The organism is Dermacoccus sp. Ellin185, assembly GCF_000152185.1.
GTDB lineage: Bacteria > Actinomycetota > Actinomycetes > Actinomycetales > Dermatophilaceae > Dermacoccus > Dermacoccus nishinomiyaensis.
Window position 1 is genome coordinate 95,539 of record NZ_AEIQ01000099.1, and the last position, 15,851, is coordinate 111,389.

The window sequence follows — 15,851 nt, forward strand, 5'->3', positions numbered from 1 at the left end:
GCACCGCCTCGACGGCACCGGGTTTCGCTCAGGGCGCACTGCGGACGCCGGTGCGTGGCGGCCGCGGGGTGACGTGGCGGCGTCTCAGGTGAGAGGAGACGCAGGGGGCGTGCGCAGGAGCTCGGCGCCCGTCACCCGCACAGACGCCGCACGTGCGCCGCGAGATCGTCGAGGCCATCGCTCAGCTGACGCCACGACGCGTCGAGGTCGACGTGCCACGAGTGGACGCTCGCCCGCGTCGCCGGCATCCGGATGCGGCTCGCCGGGCGGCGCCGCGCGTGGGCATAGACGACGAGTGCTGCGTCGAGGTCGAGCGAGGCGGCCTGCACCATGACCGGGAAGAACGCGGCCGCGTCGTTCGCGACGGCGGCGGCCGGGTCGCGAGGAGTCCGCGCGGTGTCGCGACCACCGCCCGTCATGAGGTGCAGCGGGTCACCCGTGCGGCGGGGCACGTCGTCGTCACCGAGGTGGTAACGGGTGCCGATGACGAGGCGGGGGCCGCTCGCGTCACGCACGAGGATGTCGGCGGTAGCGCGCAGCGACGCGGCGTCGTCCAGCGCGAGCTCCTCGGCCTGCTCGACGCGATGCGCGGGCCACAACCGCGCCCGCAGCTCGGTGGCGACGAAGCGCAGGAAGACGAGGTCGACGTCGACGAGGAACGCGTTCGCACCGCGCTCGCCCTCGTCGTGACGGATCGCGAAACCGTCGATCGCGAGACGCGCCAGACCCATCGCGTGCTCGTAGTGCGCATTGAGCCGCGTCAACGGGATCTCGAGCGCCAACTCCCGCGGATCGGCGTCGGCGACCCCGTCGAACCGCGCCAGCAGCTCGACGGCGAGACGCCGCGTCTGCGGGCTGAGGCCGGGGGCGCCGAGCACGCGGACGACGGCCGCGCGCAGCAGGTGGTTCTCGACGACGTCTGACGTGAACTCCTCGAACCGGCACACCGGGGCGCCGACCGTCCACGGTCTGCGGGCGAGTTGGTCGAGGAGCAGGCGGCCCCGCAGCGTCGAACTCTCCTCTTCGCGCGTGCGATACCCGTGCAGCAGCCCGCGGCGCGTCGCCGCCTCGACAGCGCGCAGGACGACGAGCGCCGAGCCGTCGAGCAGTTCGCCGTCACCCGCGAAGTCGCTCGTCTCACTCCCCCATGCGATTGACGCGTCCTGCCCGCCGAGCATCGCGAAGATCGACGCCATCGGCACGTGCGGCACGATGCGCACCTCGAAACCGGGCACGCTGACCGTGCCGACCCACGACGTCGTCTCGACAACGACGGCCTCCGGATCGGCCGTGGCAAGCAACCTCACCCGATCCGAGCCGACCGAGAACAAGGCGCGACGCGCGCTGCTCGGCACGCGGACCGGCTCCGAACGCGAGTGCTCCGCCAGGGTGAGGCGAACGCGCTCGTCCGGCGCGAGCGCGCCGACCGCGAGCGCCGTCATGGCCCCTCGGGCGCCGCGTCGTCCGTGGCGCGCGCCGCGTCGTCGTCAGCATGCGCGGCCTGGGCGTGCCGTTCGAGCACGGCCTCCCAGGTGAACGTCGCGAGCACATCCTCGCGCCCGTAGAGCTGATCCTCGATGAACGGGTAGACGCCGTACTTCCAGATGCGGGCGAGTGCGGCGTCGTCGAGGTCGCGCACCATGAAGTGGCTGTGGCCGATCTGCAGGTGCGGGCCGCGCAGGATCTGACGCAGCTCCTCGTTGACCCGATCGACGACGCCCGCCACCCACACGGGGCCGTTCTCGCGCTTCAGCCAGCGCGCCAGCAGCCCCTCCATCGGGCCCTCGTGCGGCATGAACGGCAGGAAGTGGAAGCGGCGTCGCAGCGCAGCGTCGACGAGGGCGATCGAACGGTCGGCCGTGTTCATCGTGCCGATGAAGTACAGGTTCGAGGGCAGCTGGAAGCCCTCGTCGGGCCGGTAGCTCGTCATGACCGACTGCGAGCGGTACTCGAGCAGGAACAGCAGCTCACCGAAGACGCGCGGCAGGTTCGCGCGGTTGATCTCGTCGATGACCATGATGTGCGGCGTCGTCGGGTCGGCCTCGGCGGCCTCGGCCATGAGCGCCAGCGGCCCCTTGCGCAGTTCGTAGACCATTGCGCCAGCGGCGTCGAGACGCGGGCGGAAGCCCTCGAAGAAGTCCTCGTACGACGTGGACGGGTGGAACTGCACGACGGCGCGCTTCGTCGGGTCGGGCTGCAGGGCCGCCGCGAATCGCTGCGCCATGAACGTCTTGCCCGTCCCGGGCGGACCGTAGAAGATGAGCTGCTTCTTGTCCTGCAGCAACTCGTCGATCTCGCGCAGGAACTCCTCGTCCACGAGCAGATCCGCCGCCGCCTCGGCGATGAGATCTCGTTCGGGGTCGACGCTCGTCTCGCCCTTGCGCAGCAGCCACAGCGCGAACTGCACCTGCCCCCACGGGTCGTTCGGCAGCAACGGTTCGAGCTTGCCACGCAACCGGTCCGCGGCGATGACCTGCAGCCGACCACGCGACAACTCGCGCCGGCGCGGCAGGACGACACCGAGCGCCTGCGCGAGAGCGACCTTGCCGTCACGCCCCGTCATCGCGTACACGGGCAGGTAGCGGTGCGGGTGCGCGATCGCCAGGAGCTTCATCGCGACCGCCTCGTCGAGCGCGACCTCGTCGGCGCCCTCGGGGTCGATGACGGCGTCGATGCGGTCGGCGTCATCGCCCTCACCCCACAGCAGGTGCGTGAGGGAGCGCGCGAGGTTCTCGAGGCCACGCGCATCGAGCGCGGCGAGGCGCGCGTCGAGGACACTGTGCGTGCCCGTCGACCCGTAGGCGCCGCCGGCGATGATGCGCTTGAACGTCGCGAGGTCGAACGCGGCGAGCGCCTCGGGTTCGAGCGAGGCCGCGAAGGTGCGGCGCTGCTCGACGTGCCACTGATCGCGCTCCGCCGGGTACGGACGGTCGGCCAGGAAGGTGCGCAGCGCGATGGCGAGCTCTTCGTCGATGCCCTCGACGGGCGCATCGGAGCCGCGCATCGTGTCGACCAGCGGCAGCACGCGGCGGACGGTGTCCTCGACGTCCGCGGCGAAGCTGCGCCGCCCCACCCCGTCGGGGTGCGGGAACCAGCGGCCGACGAACACCTCGCCGCCCTCGTACGACGCCCCCGTCGGCGTCAGGCGGTCCGGCGCGCCGGCCGGGCCGAGATGGATGAACTCCAGACCGGCAGGCAGGTTCTGCTCGAGCCGCGAGCCGAGCTCCTCGTGACGTTCGGCGCCCGCCGCGGGATCCCAGCCCGACATCAGCCCGACGGCGATGCCGGAGCTCGTCATCCACACGCGCAGGGCGGGCGCTCCCCCGCTGCTCGCGGGCAGCAGCCACGTCGAGTGCGAATCGCTGCGGTAGGCCGCGCGCGAGGACGCCTCCGTCCGGGTCTGCAGGCTCGTCTCGGCGAGCTTGACGCCGGTGGCGCGCTCGAGCTGCTCGTGCAGGCTACGCGCGACCAGCGCGGCATGACCGCGCAACTGCAGCGCCAGGGACGCGGCGCGGGCCTCCGACTCGCCGTCCGGATAGCCGACTCCCTGCTCGAAAGTACGGTGCAGTTGCGTCGACTCGGTCGCCAGCGCAGGCAGCGCCGCGCCGAAGCCGACGAACGCCGGCTTCTCGCCCAGCGCCGTGACGACGCGCTGCGCCCGGTAGGCGCCGGCGGGGCTGAACGCACGGCACAGCGTCACGAAGTCGACGTAGCGCTCGGCGTGCGTGAGGTGGCGCCCCATCCACCCCAGGGTAGCGAACGCGTCCGCCCCACCCGGCCACAGCACCGGCCAGTCCCCCTGGCCGGAGGTGGCCCACACGAGCGACAGGAACGTCGGCACGCGCGCGAGATCAGGCCCACCGGATCCGATGACGTCCTCGAGACGCGCGATCGACGTGCCTGCCTCGTCGAGCGAGGTCGGGGTGACGAGCACCTTCGCCAGCACGTCCTCGAGCTCGCCGAGGCGGTCCACGCGGTGCGCTACGACGCGCGGCAGCCAGTGCCGCGCGAGCGGGCCGGCCCCGACATATGGGCCCGGCCGCGCGCCCCACTGCGCGAGGGCCTCGGCGAAGCGCTCGATGTCGGGGCGACGGATCATCGCCTCGACGTCAGCCCTCAGTTCGACGTCGCGGGCGTGCGCGAGCGCGTCGAACTGCTGCCACGACGCGACGAACGCGGGGTCGGCCTCGACGTGCTCGGCCATGAGGTCGTACGTGCTCCGCCACCGACCCAGATCGGTCTCGTGCTGGCCATCCGCAGCCTCGTCGGACCACGTCATGGGGGCTTGCATCACACCGTCACTCCCGGCACGGCAAACCCTCAGCGAGGGCCGCCGCCACCTGCGTCGAAGGGGGCATTCGGCGACGCGGAGCCTGCCGCTGCGGCGTCGTCGGTTCTGCCGGCCAGTCTAGCCTGCGACTCACCCCTCGGACGGTGTGCGTCCGGTGGCTCGAGAGAGGACGTCCGAAGGCGCCGACGACCACGCGATGGCGCGGGTACGCGCTTCGCGGGGGCGGTTCGGGGGCCGCTGACGCTGCACCCGCACACCGTCGCGGGACGGGTCGCGGCAGGTCGGTGCGGCTCAGCGCACGACGCGCAGCCTGATCGTCTCCGGCATCGCGCGCAGCTGGTCCAGGACGGCGTCGGGCAGCTGGGAGACGACGTCGGTGACGACGTAGCCGGTGTCCGCGGCGGTGTCGAGCATCTGACCCTCGATGTTGACGCCGTGCTCGGCGAGGATGCCGTTCATGCGCGCCAGCGCACCCGGCACGTTCTTGTGGAAATGCACGATGCGGTGCTGACCCGGGCGCTCGGGCAGGTTGAGCGACGGGAGGTTGACGTTGAGCGTCGTCGAACCACGCTGGACGTAGTCGCGCAGCTTCGCGGCGACGAATCGTCCGATGTCCTCCTGCGCCTCCTCCGTCGAGCCGCCGATGTGCGGCGTCAGCACGACGTTGGGGATTCCCTGCAACGGTGAGTCGAACGGATCGCCCTTCTTCTTGGGCTCGGTCGGGAACACGTCGACCGCCGCACCGGCGATGTGACCGGATTCGAGATGCGTCTTGAGCGCGTCGTAGTCGACGACGAAGCCGCGCGAGAGGTTGAGGAACAACGAGCGCGGGCGCATCGCGGCGAACTGCTCGGCGCCGAAGAAACCGGCGTTGCCGGAGCGCCCGTCGACGTGCAGCGTGATGACCTCGGCGATCGACAGCAGCTCCTCGAGCGACGAGCAGCGTGTCGCGTTGCCGAGGGCGAGCTTGTCGTCGGTGTCGTAGAAGTAGACCTGCAGGCCGAGCATCTCCCCGACGACCGACAGCTGCGAGCCGATGTTGCCGTACCCGACGATGCCGAGCTTGCGGCCGCGGATCTCGTGGCTGCCCTTCGCGTCCTTGTGCCACACCCCGTCGTGCAGCGCGCGGTCCTTCTCGCTGAGGCGGCGCGCCATCATGATGATCTCGGCGATGGCAAGTTCAACGACCGAGCGCGTGTTGGAGAACGGTGCGTTGAACACGACGATGCCCCGCCCCGCGGCGTGCGCGAGGTCGATCTGGTTCGTGCCGATGCAGAAGGCCCCGATCGCCTGCAGGTCGGGCGCATTGTCGAGCACGCGCGCGCTCACCTCGGTCTTGGAGCGGATGCCGAGCAGGTCGACGCCCTGCAGCGCCTCGATCAGCTCGTCCTCGTCCATCGCGCCGATGCGCATGTCGACCTCGAAGCCGGCCTCGCGCAGCAGCGCCTCCCCCAGGGGGTGCACGTTCTCGAGCAGCAGTGCCTTCACGGCCGGTTCCTTTCGCTGGCGGTGACGACGACCTGACGCGTCGCTCACATCATGAGACTTCATCGAGGCGATCGCAGGACGATCCATCTCAGCGGGCAAGACGGCAGGCGCCGTCGATGACTCTCGTCACCGGCGACGCCTGCCTTCATGCCTCAGCGAAGCATCAGCTGCAGCCGGAGGTGCTTCCGCAGCCCTCGCACACGTAGCAGCTACCGGCCGGACGCATCTTCGTCCCGCACGTCATGCACATCGGCGCATCCGCGGCGTGACCCTGGAACTTCTCGAGCAGCTCGGTGGAGCTGTGGATCTCGTTGCTCACCTCACGGGCCGAGGCTGCACCCGAGCCCGAGATGACCTCGTCGGCATGCTCCTCCTCCGACGTCGTCGGAGCTGCCGGCGCAGTGGTACCCGCGCGCTCCTGACGGGCCGGGGCGGCCGTCTGCGAGTTCGACTCCGCGTCGAAGCTCTCGTCGTCGCCCTCGCTCGGAGCGTAGGAACCCGTCTCGAGCTGACGCGCACGCTCGGCCGCGGTGTGGATGCCCATGAACGAGCGCGTGTCGAAGTCGAGGTAGTCGAGCGCCAGGCGGCGGAAGACGTAGTCCATGATCGACTGCGCCATGCGCACGTCGGCGTCGTCCGTCATACCGGCCGGCTCGAAGCGCAGGTTCGTGAACTTCTCGACGAACGTCTCGAGTGGCACGCCGTACTGCAGGCCGATGGAGACCGCGATCGAGAACGCGTCCATGACACCGGCGAGCGTCGAACCCTGCTTGCCGAACTTGAGGAACAGCTCGCCGAGGTCACCGTTCTCGTACGTGCCGGCGGTGAGGTAGCCCTCCGCGCCGCCAACGGCGAACGACGTCGTCTGCGACGAGCGACGCTTCGGCAGACGCTTGCGGACCGGACGGTACTCGATGACCTTCTCCGCAGCCGCGGTCTCGGTGCTGGTCGCGGCGGGCTCGGACTTCTTCTCCGCCTTGCCGTCGGACAGCGGCTGGCCGACCTTGCAGTTGTCGCGGTAGACGGCGATGGCCTTGAGGCCGAGCTTCCAGCCCTCGAGGTGCACCTCGGCGATGTCGTCGACGCTCGCGGTCTCGGGCAGGTTGACCGTCTTCGAGATGGCGCCCGACAGGAACGGCTGGCAGGCGGCCATCATGCGCACGTGGCCCATCGGCGAGATGGCGCGCGCACCCATGGCGCAGTCGAAGATCTCGTAGTGCTCGGGCTTGAGACCGGGCGCGTCGATGACGTGACCCTTCTCGGCGATGTGCTCGACGATCGCCTCGATCTGCTCGTCCTGGTAGCCCAGCTTCTTCAGCGCACGCGGGATCGTCTGGTTGACGATCTGCATCGAACCGCCCCCGACGAGCTTCTTGAACTTGACGAGCGAGAAGTCGGGCTCGATACCCGTCGTGTCGCAGTCCATCATGAAGCCGATCGTGCCGGTCGGGGCGAGGACAGAGGCCTGCGCGTTACGGAAGCCGTTCTTCTCGCCGAGCGTGACGACGTCGGCCCAGGCCTTCGTGGCGAGGGCGTGGATGTCGCTCGCCATCGCACCCATGTCCTTGTGCGACGACAGCTCGTCGTTGGCCGCGCGGTGCTTGCGCATGACGCGGTTGTGCGCCTGGCTGTTCTGGGCGTAGCCGGCGTAGGGGCCGACGACGGCCGCCATCTCCGCGGAGCGCTTGTAGGCGGCACCCGTGAGCAGCGAGGTGATCGAGGCCGCCAGGGCGCGGCCACCGTCGGAGTCGTAACCGTGGCCCGTCGCCATGAGCAGTGCACCGAGGTTGGCGTACCCGATGCCGAGCTGGCGGTAGTCGACGGTCGTCTTGCCGATCGACTCGGTCGGGAAGTCGGCGAAGCAGATCGAGATGTCCATCGCCGTGATGACGAGTTCGACGACCTTGGCGAATGTCGCCGCGTCGAACGTGTCGTCTTCCTTGAGGAACTTCAGCAGGTTGAGCGAGGCGAGGTTGCAGCTCGAGTTGTCGAGCGACATGTACTCCGAGCACGGGTTCGACGCCGTGATACGGCCCGTCTCGGGGTTGGTGTGCCACGCGTTGATCGTGTCGTCGTACTGCACGCCCGGGTCGGCGCACTCCCACGCGGCCTTGTTGATCTTGTCGAACAGCTCACGCGCATCGACGGTCTCGATGACCTCACCGGTGTCGCGGGCGCGCAGACCGAAGCTGCCGCCGTCGACGACCGCCTGCATGAACTCGTCGTTCACACGAACCGAGTTGTTGGCGTTCTGGTACTGCACGGAGACGATGTCGCGGCCACCGAGGTCCATGTCGAACCCGGCGTCACGCAGCGCGCGGATCTTGTCCTCCTCGCGCGCCTTCGTCTCGATGAACTCCTCGATGTCGGGGTGGTCGACGTCGAGGACGACCATCTTGGCCGCGCGACGCGTCGCGCCACCGGACTTGATCGTGCCGGCCGAGGCGTCGGCGCCGCGCATGAAGGAGACCGGGCCGGATGCGGTGCCGCCCGAGGAGAGCAGCTCCTTGGAGGAGCGGATGCGGGAGAGGTTGAGACCGGCGCCCGAGCCACCCTTGAAGATGAAGCCCTCCTCCTTGTACCAGTTGAGGATCGAATCCATCGAGTCCTCGACCGACAGGATGAAGCACGCACTGACCTGCTGCGGGCTCGCGGTACCGACGTTGAACCAGACGGGCGAGTTGAACGAGAACACCTGGTGCAGCAGGGCGTAGGTGAGCTCGTGCTCGAAGATCTCCGCGTCCTCGTCGGTAGCGAAGTAGCCGTTGTCGCGCCCGGCCTTGGCATAGGTCAGCACGACGCGGTCGATGAGCTGCTTGAGGGAGCTTTCACGCGCGTCCGTGCCGACGGCGCCACGGAAGTACTTGGTCGTGACGATGGTGGAGGCGTTGAGCGACCAGAAGTCGGGGAACTCGACACCCGACTGCTCGAAGATCGTCTCGCCCGTCTTCCAGTTCTGCTGGAGGACGTCCCGCTTCTCCCAGGTGACCTCGTCGTACGGGTGCACGCCGGGCGTGGTGAAAATGCGTTCGATCGTGACGCCGCCGGTGCGGCGTCCCGTCTTGGCGCGGGCCTTCGTCGTCTCGGTCATGACCGTGAGCCTCCTGGCAGGTGGGGTGAGCTGGTACGTGAGGGTGATCTGGGGGGCGCGCCCTCGGCAGGCGCGCGGGGTCAGGACGCCGAGGCGGCGTACTGACGCAACTCGCTGACCGCCGTCTCGAAGTCCTCGAGCGATTCGAAGGCCTGGTAGACGGAGGCGAAGCGCAGATACGCGACGTGGTCGAGTTCGCGCAGGGGCCCGAGGATCTCGATGCCCACGTCATGGGCGTCGATCTCGGCGGCGCCCTTCGAGCGAATGGACTCCTCCACCTGCTGGGCGAGAACGGCCAACTGGTCGTCGGTGACCGGGCGGCCCTGGCACGCCTTGCGAACCCCGGACATCACCTTGTCGCGCGAGAACGGCTCGCTGACCCCGGAACGCTTGACGACCGTGAGACTTGCGGTCTCCATCGTCGAGAACCGCTTGCCGCAGTTCGGGCACTGACGGCGCCGCTTGATGCAGGTGCCGTCCTCGCTCGAGCGCGAATCGACGACGCGGGAGTCGGTGTTGCGGCAGAACGGACAGTGCACGTCAAACCTTCCGACGGGGCTGGGAACACTCGGGACGACGGCGCTCCACCCCGGGATTCCGGCCTCAGAGCGCAGATGCACATCAGCGGAGGCGAATCAACATCTAGGGGGAAGCGGGGGCCAAATCCCCACATGTAGAGATATTAGGCCCCTGAGACCCGACGCGCAACAGCACCGAGGCCGCGTCTACTCGCCCTGCGCAGCCTAGCGACGACCCCCGCCACTCGTGCGCCGCGGAATCCTGCGCCAGCCGGGGGGGAGGCGACTCACGCCCCCTCGAACCCTCGAACACGACGATGGCGATCGTCACACTTCACGGTGCGGGGATGATCACCTTCTGGCCGGCCTGCACCTGCGACGAGCCGAGGTTGCTCTCGTGCTCGATCGCGGCGACCGCCTGGTCGTTGCGCACGCCCGGCATCTCACGCGCCGCGATCTGCGAGAGCGTCTCCCCCGCGCGAACTGTGACCTCGTGCCGCTGCGTACCGTCGACACCGCTCGCCATCGCCCGGCCCGCGAGGATGGCCCCCGCCACGACGACGAGAGCCACGCACACGGCCGTGAAGCGACGACGGGCGAAACGAACGCTCTGAGAGTTCGTGACGACCTGCACCGCGCCACCCGTGGGCACGAGGTGGAGGTGCGAGCGGGATGCCGCAGCGTCGACCCGCGCCACGCGGCGCACGTCGACACCCGAACCCAGCACGGGCTCACGTCGAACTGCAGTACTCGAAGCAACCATCGAAACCACTCCTTCTCTCGGGACACCCCCGAGGCGCCGCCACACCGTCACCGGTGCGGCTTCCTCACACGACCCGGTCAGCCCGGAGGGACCGATCGAACACGCGTGCGATAGAACAACTGTACGACACCCGAACGTGCTTTCGAACGGCGCGCACGGATTTCTTCGTACACATTTTTGAAAACTGTGTGCGACACCGCGTACTGTGGGTGATGTCAGATACACAAGCACCGCGCACCGACAACCCCGTCATGGCGGGCATTTTCGCCCCGCCGGAGGGTGCACGTGTCGCCACCGCGACCACCGACGTGCGACGAGGACCAGGAGGGTCACACCATGGGTGACGTTCATTCGATGCAGGAGCGCACGCCGGGCAAGCTGACGCCACGCCAGCACAAGGTGCTCACCGTGATCCGACGTTCCGTCGACGAGCGCGGCTACCCCCCGAGCCTGCGTGAGATCGGCGAGGCCGTCGGTCTGACGAGCCCGAGTTCGGTGGCCCATCAGCTCGCCGCACTCGAGCGCAAGGGATACCTGCGCCGCGACCCGAACCGCCCGCGCGCCATGGAGGTCGTCTCCCCCGACTCGGGTGCGGCGACCCGCGGCTACCGCGGCAACGCCGTGTCTGCGCTATCCGAGTCGCAGCACGACGAGACGGGCTCGGGCGACGAGCGACCCACGCCGTCATACGTGCCGGTCGTCGGCCGCATCGCGGCCGGTGGCCCGATCCTCGCCGAGCAGGCCGTCGAGGACGTCTTCCCGCTACCGCGTCAGATCGTCGGTGACGGCGAGCTGTTCCTGCTGCGCGTCGTCGGCGACTCGATGATCGATGCGGCCATCTGCGAGGGCGACTGGGTCGTCGTGCGACGCCAGGCCGACGCCGCCAACGGGGAGATCGTCGCGGCACTGCTCGACTCGGAGGCCACGGTCAAGACGCTGCGCCGCAGCGAGGGCAAGACGTGGCTCATGCCCGCGAACGAGGCCTACTCCCCGATCGACGGCGACCACGCGAGCATCATGGGCAAGGTCACGGCCGTCCTGCGCAGCATCTGAGGCGCTGGCCCCGCCGCGCGGATCGGTCCAGCGTGTGGTTGCAACTCGACTCTCAGCCCCTTCTGCGCCCCGACGTTCGACGCCGAGACGTCAGGACGTCGCGAGGTCGAGCCCCAGCGCGTCGCACACGGCGGTGAGGGTCGGGCCGAGGGGTTCGCGCACGACGAGGTCGACCCGCTCCTCGCCACGCATCGCGCCGAGCCCGACGAGGGCGACCGGCTTCTGCTGCTTGAGGGCGGCGAGCACGAACCGGTAACCCGACATCACCTTGAGCGAACTGCCGAGCACGAGCACGCCCCGGCAGCGTTCCAGTGCCCGCATCTGCGCCTCCACGACCTCAGGAGCGACGGACTCACCGAACATGACGACGTCCGGCTTCACCGTCGTGGCCGTGCAGCGCAGGCACGCCGGCACAATGACACCGCGCTCCAGCTCGACCGCGACGTCCGCGTCGCCGTCGGCGAGCAGGCGCGCCTGCGTCGGCAGCTGGGGGTTGAGTTCGCGCAGGCGTACCTGGAAGCCACGGCGCCCTTCCCGCGTCCCGCACGCGACGCAGACGACGTGCTCGAGCGACCCATGCAGCTCGGTGACGTCGCGGGCACCGGCACGCGCATGAAGGCCGTCGACGTTCTGCGTCACGAGGTGATCGACGAGGTCGCCACCCTGCAGTCGCGCCAGCGCGACGTGCCCGACGTTGGGTTCCGCCGCGTCGAAGATCTCCCAGCCGACGGCACTGCGCGCCCAGTACCGTTGACGCGCCTCGTGGGTGGCGAGGAACTGTTGGTATGTCATGGGAACCGTGCGGCGCGTGCCGTCGGGGCGCCGGTAGTCGGGGATGCCGGATTCGGTCGAGATGCCCGCGCCGGTGAGGACGAAGAGCCCTCCCGCGCGCACGAAATCGGTCAGTTCCGCGACGCCGCTCATCGTCCTGCCCCTCCCATAGGTCTGCGTTCGATTGTCTCAACAATGGATAAGAGCACGTTATTCTTGGTGCATGATCGATGCAGCCGGGCTCCGCGTCATGAAGGCGATCAGCGACGAGGGCAGCTTCACCGCCGCCGCTGCCGCTCTCGGCTATTCTCAGCCGGCCGTGTCGCAGATGGTGCGCCGTCTCGAGGAGAAGACCGGGACGGCTCTCGTGGAGCGCCTCGGCCGCTCGGTGCGGCTGACGGAGGCCGGGCAGGTGCTGGCGCGCACGGCGACGCCCGTCCTCAGTGCCCTCGAGGCCGCCGAGGGTGAGGTCGCCGCCATCGCGGGGTTGCGCGCCGGGCGGGTGCGCCTCATGGCGTTCCCGTCGGCATCGTCAACGCTCGTCCCGCGCGCCCTCGCACTCGTCAAGGAGCGGTTCCCAGACGTCAAGGTCAGCTTCGCCGAGGCCGAACCCCCGGAATCCCTGGCGAGCCTGCGTGCCGGCGATTGCGACGTCGCCGTGGCGTTCACGTACGACGACGCGGACCCGCTCCCCGCAGGCGAGGACCTGGACCCGTTCCTCACCCGCGGGCTCCTGCACGACGACGTGCGTCTCGCCGTCCCGCGCGATCACCCCCTCGCCGCAGCCGAGAGCGTCCGCATGGAGGAGCTCAGCGACGCCTCGTGGATCGCGGGGTGCCCCCGATGCCGTGGCCACCTCGTCAGCCTCGCCCAGGGCGCCGGTTACGCGCCCGACGTCGCGTTCGAGACGGAGGACTATGTCACCGTTCTCGGCCTCGTCGCGGAGGGCCTCGGCGTCGCGCTCATTCCCGAGCTGATCCTGCGCTCCACCTCTCATCCGGACGTCGTGACGTTGCCGCTGCTGCCGTCGAGCCGGCGCTGCGTGTTCGCCGTGACGACACCCGACCTGCAGCGGGTCCCCGCCGTCACCGCCACCCTCGAAGCCCTCGCCGACGCGGCAGCACGGGTGCCGAGCGCGCAGCACGCTCATCGCTGAGCCTGCAGGCTGATCGAGCCACCCGTCGCGAGGGCGTCCACGTCACCCTGCGTGTCGGTACGCCACACCCGCGCGTCGTGCCGGGCCAACAGTTCGAGCGTCTTCTTCGTCGGGTGACCGTAGTCGTTGCCGGCGCCCACCCCGATCACGGCCTGACGCGCGGCCGCCGCCTCGTAGAGGCGCTCGTTCTGGTTGGAGCTACCGTGGTGCGCCACCTTGACGAGGTCGAACGCGCGTCGCCGGGCGCTCTGACGCACCTGTTCGATCACCGCGGCCTGCGCCTCACGTTCGCAATCGCCCAGCATGAGCGCGTGATACGCGGGCGCCGATACGTCGAGCACGAGTGAGGCGTTGTTCTGCACCGACCCCTCCGTCATGACGCGGCGCGGCCACAGCACCTCGATCGTCACCTCGCCGATGACGAGGCGTTGTCCCGGTGCGAGCGCCCCGAGCGAAGCCCGAGGCTGTTCGAGCGCTGCTTGCACCGAACCCAACGCGCCCTGCTCGCCGCGCGATCGTGACGACGCCGCTGTACCGCGGCCTTTGAGTCCCTCGCTCTCCTGAGCGCCCTCCATGACCCACGTTCCGAGGACCGCCACCGGAGCGTCGGAAGCACGCAAGACCTCAGCCAGTCCGCCCACGTGGTCGGCGTGGAAGTGGGTGAGGATGACGGCGTCTAGCGTCGTGATGCCGTGACGCTCGAGGCATTGCGCGGGATGGCCGTCGGCAGGCCCCACGTCGATCATGACGGCGCGCGTCGCCCCGGTGCGCACGAGCGCGGCATCCCCCTGACCCACCGCGCACTGCGCATAGACCCACGCGGGCGGTGCGGCCGACTCCCCCGGCAACGGCGCGAGCACAGCCGCCAGGAGCGCCCCCGCGACCCCGAGCGCGACGAGACCGAAGCGACCGGTGAAGACGATGGCCCGCCACGCGCACAGGAGCACGACCACGACGACAATGGCGAGCACGACTCCGGCCAGCCCCGGCAGCCAGGGCACCGAGCCGCCGGGGACGGCGTCAGCGAGGCGGGCCACTGCGCAGATCACCCAGGTGGGCAGCCCCGGCAACCACACGAGCCACCCTGCGAGCGTCGGAGCGATGACGGCGACGGTCGACACGATCATGCCACCGAGCGTCGCCGGCGCGACGAACGGCTCGGCCGCGACGTTCGCGGGGATCGAGACCCACGACACCGACGAATTGAGGGCGACGAGCACCGGCAGGCACAGCGCCTGCGCGGCGAGCGGGACGCAGGTGATCTCGACCATCCCGTCGACGAACCGGCCGCGCCGCGAACCGAGCTTCGTGAGCAGGGCCTGCGACCAGCGTCGCGCGAACAGAACGAGCCCGAGCGTCGCCAGCGCCGACAAGGCGAAGCCGACGCTGACGGCCAGCCACGGATCCCACACCAACAATCCGACGATGGCTGCCGCGAGCGCCGGGCAGGCGGCGCGTTCGCGTCCCCACGACGTGCCGAGCACTCCCACGGCACCCATCGCGGCCGCGCGCACCACGCTCGGTTCGGGTCGGCACAGGACGACGTACGCGGCGAGCGCGACGAGAGCCAGGGCCACCCGCACCCGACGTGACGTGCGCGACCACCCCAACAACCACATCGTCGCGACGAGGACGACCGTCACGTTCGAACCGCTCACGGCGTTGAGGTGCGACATGCCGGTGGCGTTCATCGCGTCCGTCAGGTCGTCCGGTAGATGGGCCGTGTCGCCCACGACGAGCGCGGGCAACAGGCCGGCGGGGTCGTCCGGCAACTGCGACGAGGCGCCGACGAGCCCGGCCCGAACAGGTTCGAGTGTCGTCACCACCCAGGGCGGAGCGCCGACGACGTCCGGGGCGCCGTTGACCTGCACGACGGCGCGCGCCGCCCCGAGACGCTGCGATGGGGCCAGACGCCCGCGCGCCCGCAGGTGGGACTGCCAGGTGAGGTTCGTCCACCGACGATCGCCGACGAGGATGACGGGCGTCGCGACCTCCTGCGTGCGTCCGCGCGCCGTGATGCGGTCGATCTGGGCCGGGACGACGAAGCGCTCGTCGCCTCCGGCGCCGACGACCCGGTGCGGCTGGCCCGTCACTCTCGCCTCGAGTGTCGCGACGGCGCGGTCACGGGCCAGCGTCGTCACCGGCCCGGCTTCCTCGTGCGCCAACGTCACCTGCGCCGCAGCGAGGACGATCGTCGTCAGCGCGATGACCAGCAGCGCCCAGAGCGCCCACCCCGACCCGTGGGATGACGCCGGATTCTCGTCATCCTCGCCCTCGTGCCGGGCTCGGGCTGACTGGTCCGCCCGTAGACCAGGCAAGCGCGTCCCGAACGCGAGGGCCCCGGCGACGATCGTCACGAGGGCGAGGACGACGACCACGATCGCGGGGTCGGGGCGAGCCGAGAGCAGGGTGGCGAGGGCCGCCCAGGCGACGCACGCGGCCGACAACAACCGCATGTCGTGGCCGCCGAGACTCACACGGTGACCTTGCTGCGCAGGCGATCGAGCATCTTGTCGCCGATACCGGAGACCTCACCGAGTTCGTCGACGCTCGAGAACCGACCGTTCTTCTCACGCCACTCGACGATGCGCTGCGCGAGAACCGGCCCGACCCCGGGCAACGCGTCGAGCGATGTCGCGTCCGCGGTGTTGACGTTGACGACGCCCCCGGCCGCGGCCCCGCCACCGGGCGCTCCCGGAGCAGTCGGGCCCGCCACGGCC

11 protein-coding genes are annotated in these 15,851 nt (G+C 69.9%); 2 read left to right on the forward strand and 9 right to left on the reverse strand.

Annotated elements, in window-relative coordinates; all coding sequences use genetic code 11:
* Positions 1-131 precede the first annotated feature (131 nt).
* From HMPREF0321_RS11550 to HMPREF0321_RS15025, 6 genes are all read right to left on the reverse strand, one after another.
* Positions 132-1,442, reverse strand: a complete 1,311-nt coding sequence (locus HMPREF0321_RS11550; protein ID WP_006946533.1) for an McrC family protein — start codon at positions 1,440-1,442, stop codon at positions 132-134.
* Positions 1,439-4,279 carry an McrB family protein gene (locus tag HMPREF0321_RS15020; protein WP_006946642.1) on the reverse strand — a complete coding sequence of 947 codons (2,841 nt, stop codon included), beginning with the start codon at positions 4,277-4,279 and terminating at the stop codon, positions 1,439-1,441. Before HMPREF0321_RS15020 ends, HMPREF0321_RS11550 begins: the two co-directional genes overlap by 4 nt.
* Positions 4,280-4,582: 303 nt before the next feature.
* Entirely contained in the window at positions 4,583-5,779 is a 1,197-nt protein-coding gene (serA, locus tag HMPREF0321_RS11560) for a phosphoglycerate dehydrogenase (RefSeq protein ID WP_040014956.1), read from the reverse strand.
* A gap of 163 nt (positions 5,780-5,942) precedes the next feature.
* A complete protein-coding gene (locus tag HMPREF0321_RS11565; protein ID WP_006946589.1) occupies positions 5,943-8,870 on the reverse strand; it encodes a vitamin B12-dependent ribonucleotide reductase in 2,928 nt (975 codons plus the stop codon).
* Positions 8,871-8,950: 80 nt separating this feature from the next.
* On the reverse strand, positions 8,951-9,409 hold the full coding sequence (gene nrdR / locus HMPREF0321_RS11570; protein WP_006946570.1) for a transcriptional regulator NrdR: 459 nt from the start codon (positions 9,407-9,409) through the stop codon (positions 8,951-8,953).
* A 313-nt stretch (positions 9,410-9,722) separates the two neighbouring features.
* Positions 9,723-10,151, reverse strand: coding sequence for a LysM peptidoglycan-binding domain-containing protein (locus tag HMPREF0321_RS15025; RefSeq protein WP_139023642.1), 429 nt, complete (start codon positions 10,149-10,151; stop codon positions 9,723-9,725).
* Positions 10,152-10,487: 336 nt separating this feature from the next.
* On the opposite strand from HMPREF0321_RS15025, the gene lexA reads away from it, so the two are divergent.
* On the forward strand, positions 10,488-11,204 hold the full coding sequence (gene lexA, locus HMPREF0321_RS11580; protein ID WP_006946650.1) for a transcriptional repressor LexA: 717 nt from the start codon (positions 10,488-10,490) through the stop codon (positions 11,202-11,204).
* Between the two features lie 90 nt (positions 11,205-11,294).
* Here the strand turns inward: lexA and HMPREF0321_RS11585 are convergent, their stop codons facing one another.
* Positions 11,295-12,128, reverse strand: a complete 834-nt coding sequence (locus HMPREF0321_RS11585; protein WP_006946605.1) for a Sir2 family NAD-dependent protein deacetylase — start codon at positions 12,126-12,128, stop codon at positions 11,295-11,297.
* Between the two features lie 70 nt (positions 12,129-12,198).
* Between HMPREF0321_RS11585 and HMPREF0321_RS11590 the strand changes: the two genes are divergently transcribed.
* The gene (locus HMPREF0321_RS11590) at positions 12,199-13,131 is read left to right on the forward strand and encodes a LysR family transcriptional regulator (RefSeq protein WP_006946558.1); all 933 of its coding nucleotides are present in this window, start codon (positions 12,199-12,201) and stop codon (positions 13,129-13,131) included.
* Here the strand turns inward: HMPREF0321_RS11590 and HMPREF0321_RS11595 are convergent.
* Positions 13,122-15,608: a ComEC/Rec2 family competence protein gene (locus HMPREF0321_RS11595; protein WP_006946584.1), complete on the reverse strand. Its 2,487-nt coding sequence runs from the start codon at positions 15,606-15,608 to the stop codon at positions 13,122-13,124. The two genes, HMPREF0321_RS11590 and HMPREF0321_RS11595, sit on opposite strands and share 10 nt — an antisense overlap.
* Positions 15,605-15,851, reverse strand: a 247-nt coding sequence (locus HMPREF0321_RS11600) for a helix-hairpin-helix domain-containing protein (protein WP_006946607.1), incomplete at its 5' end; no start/stop codon positions are given. The genes HMPREF0321_RS11600 and HMPREF0321_RS11595, both read right to left, overlap by 4 nt.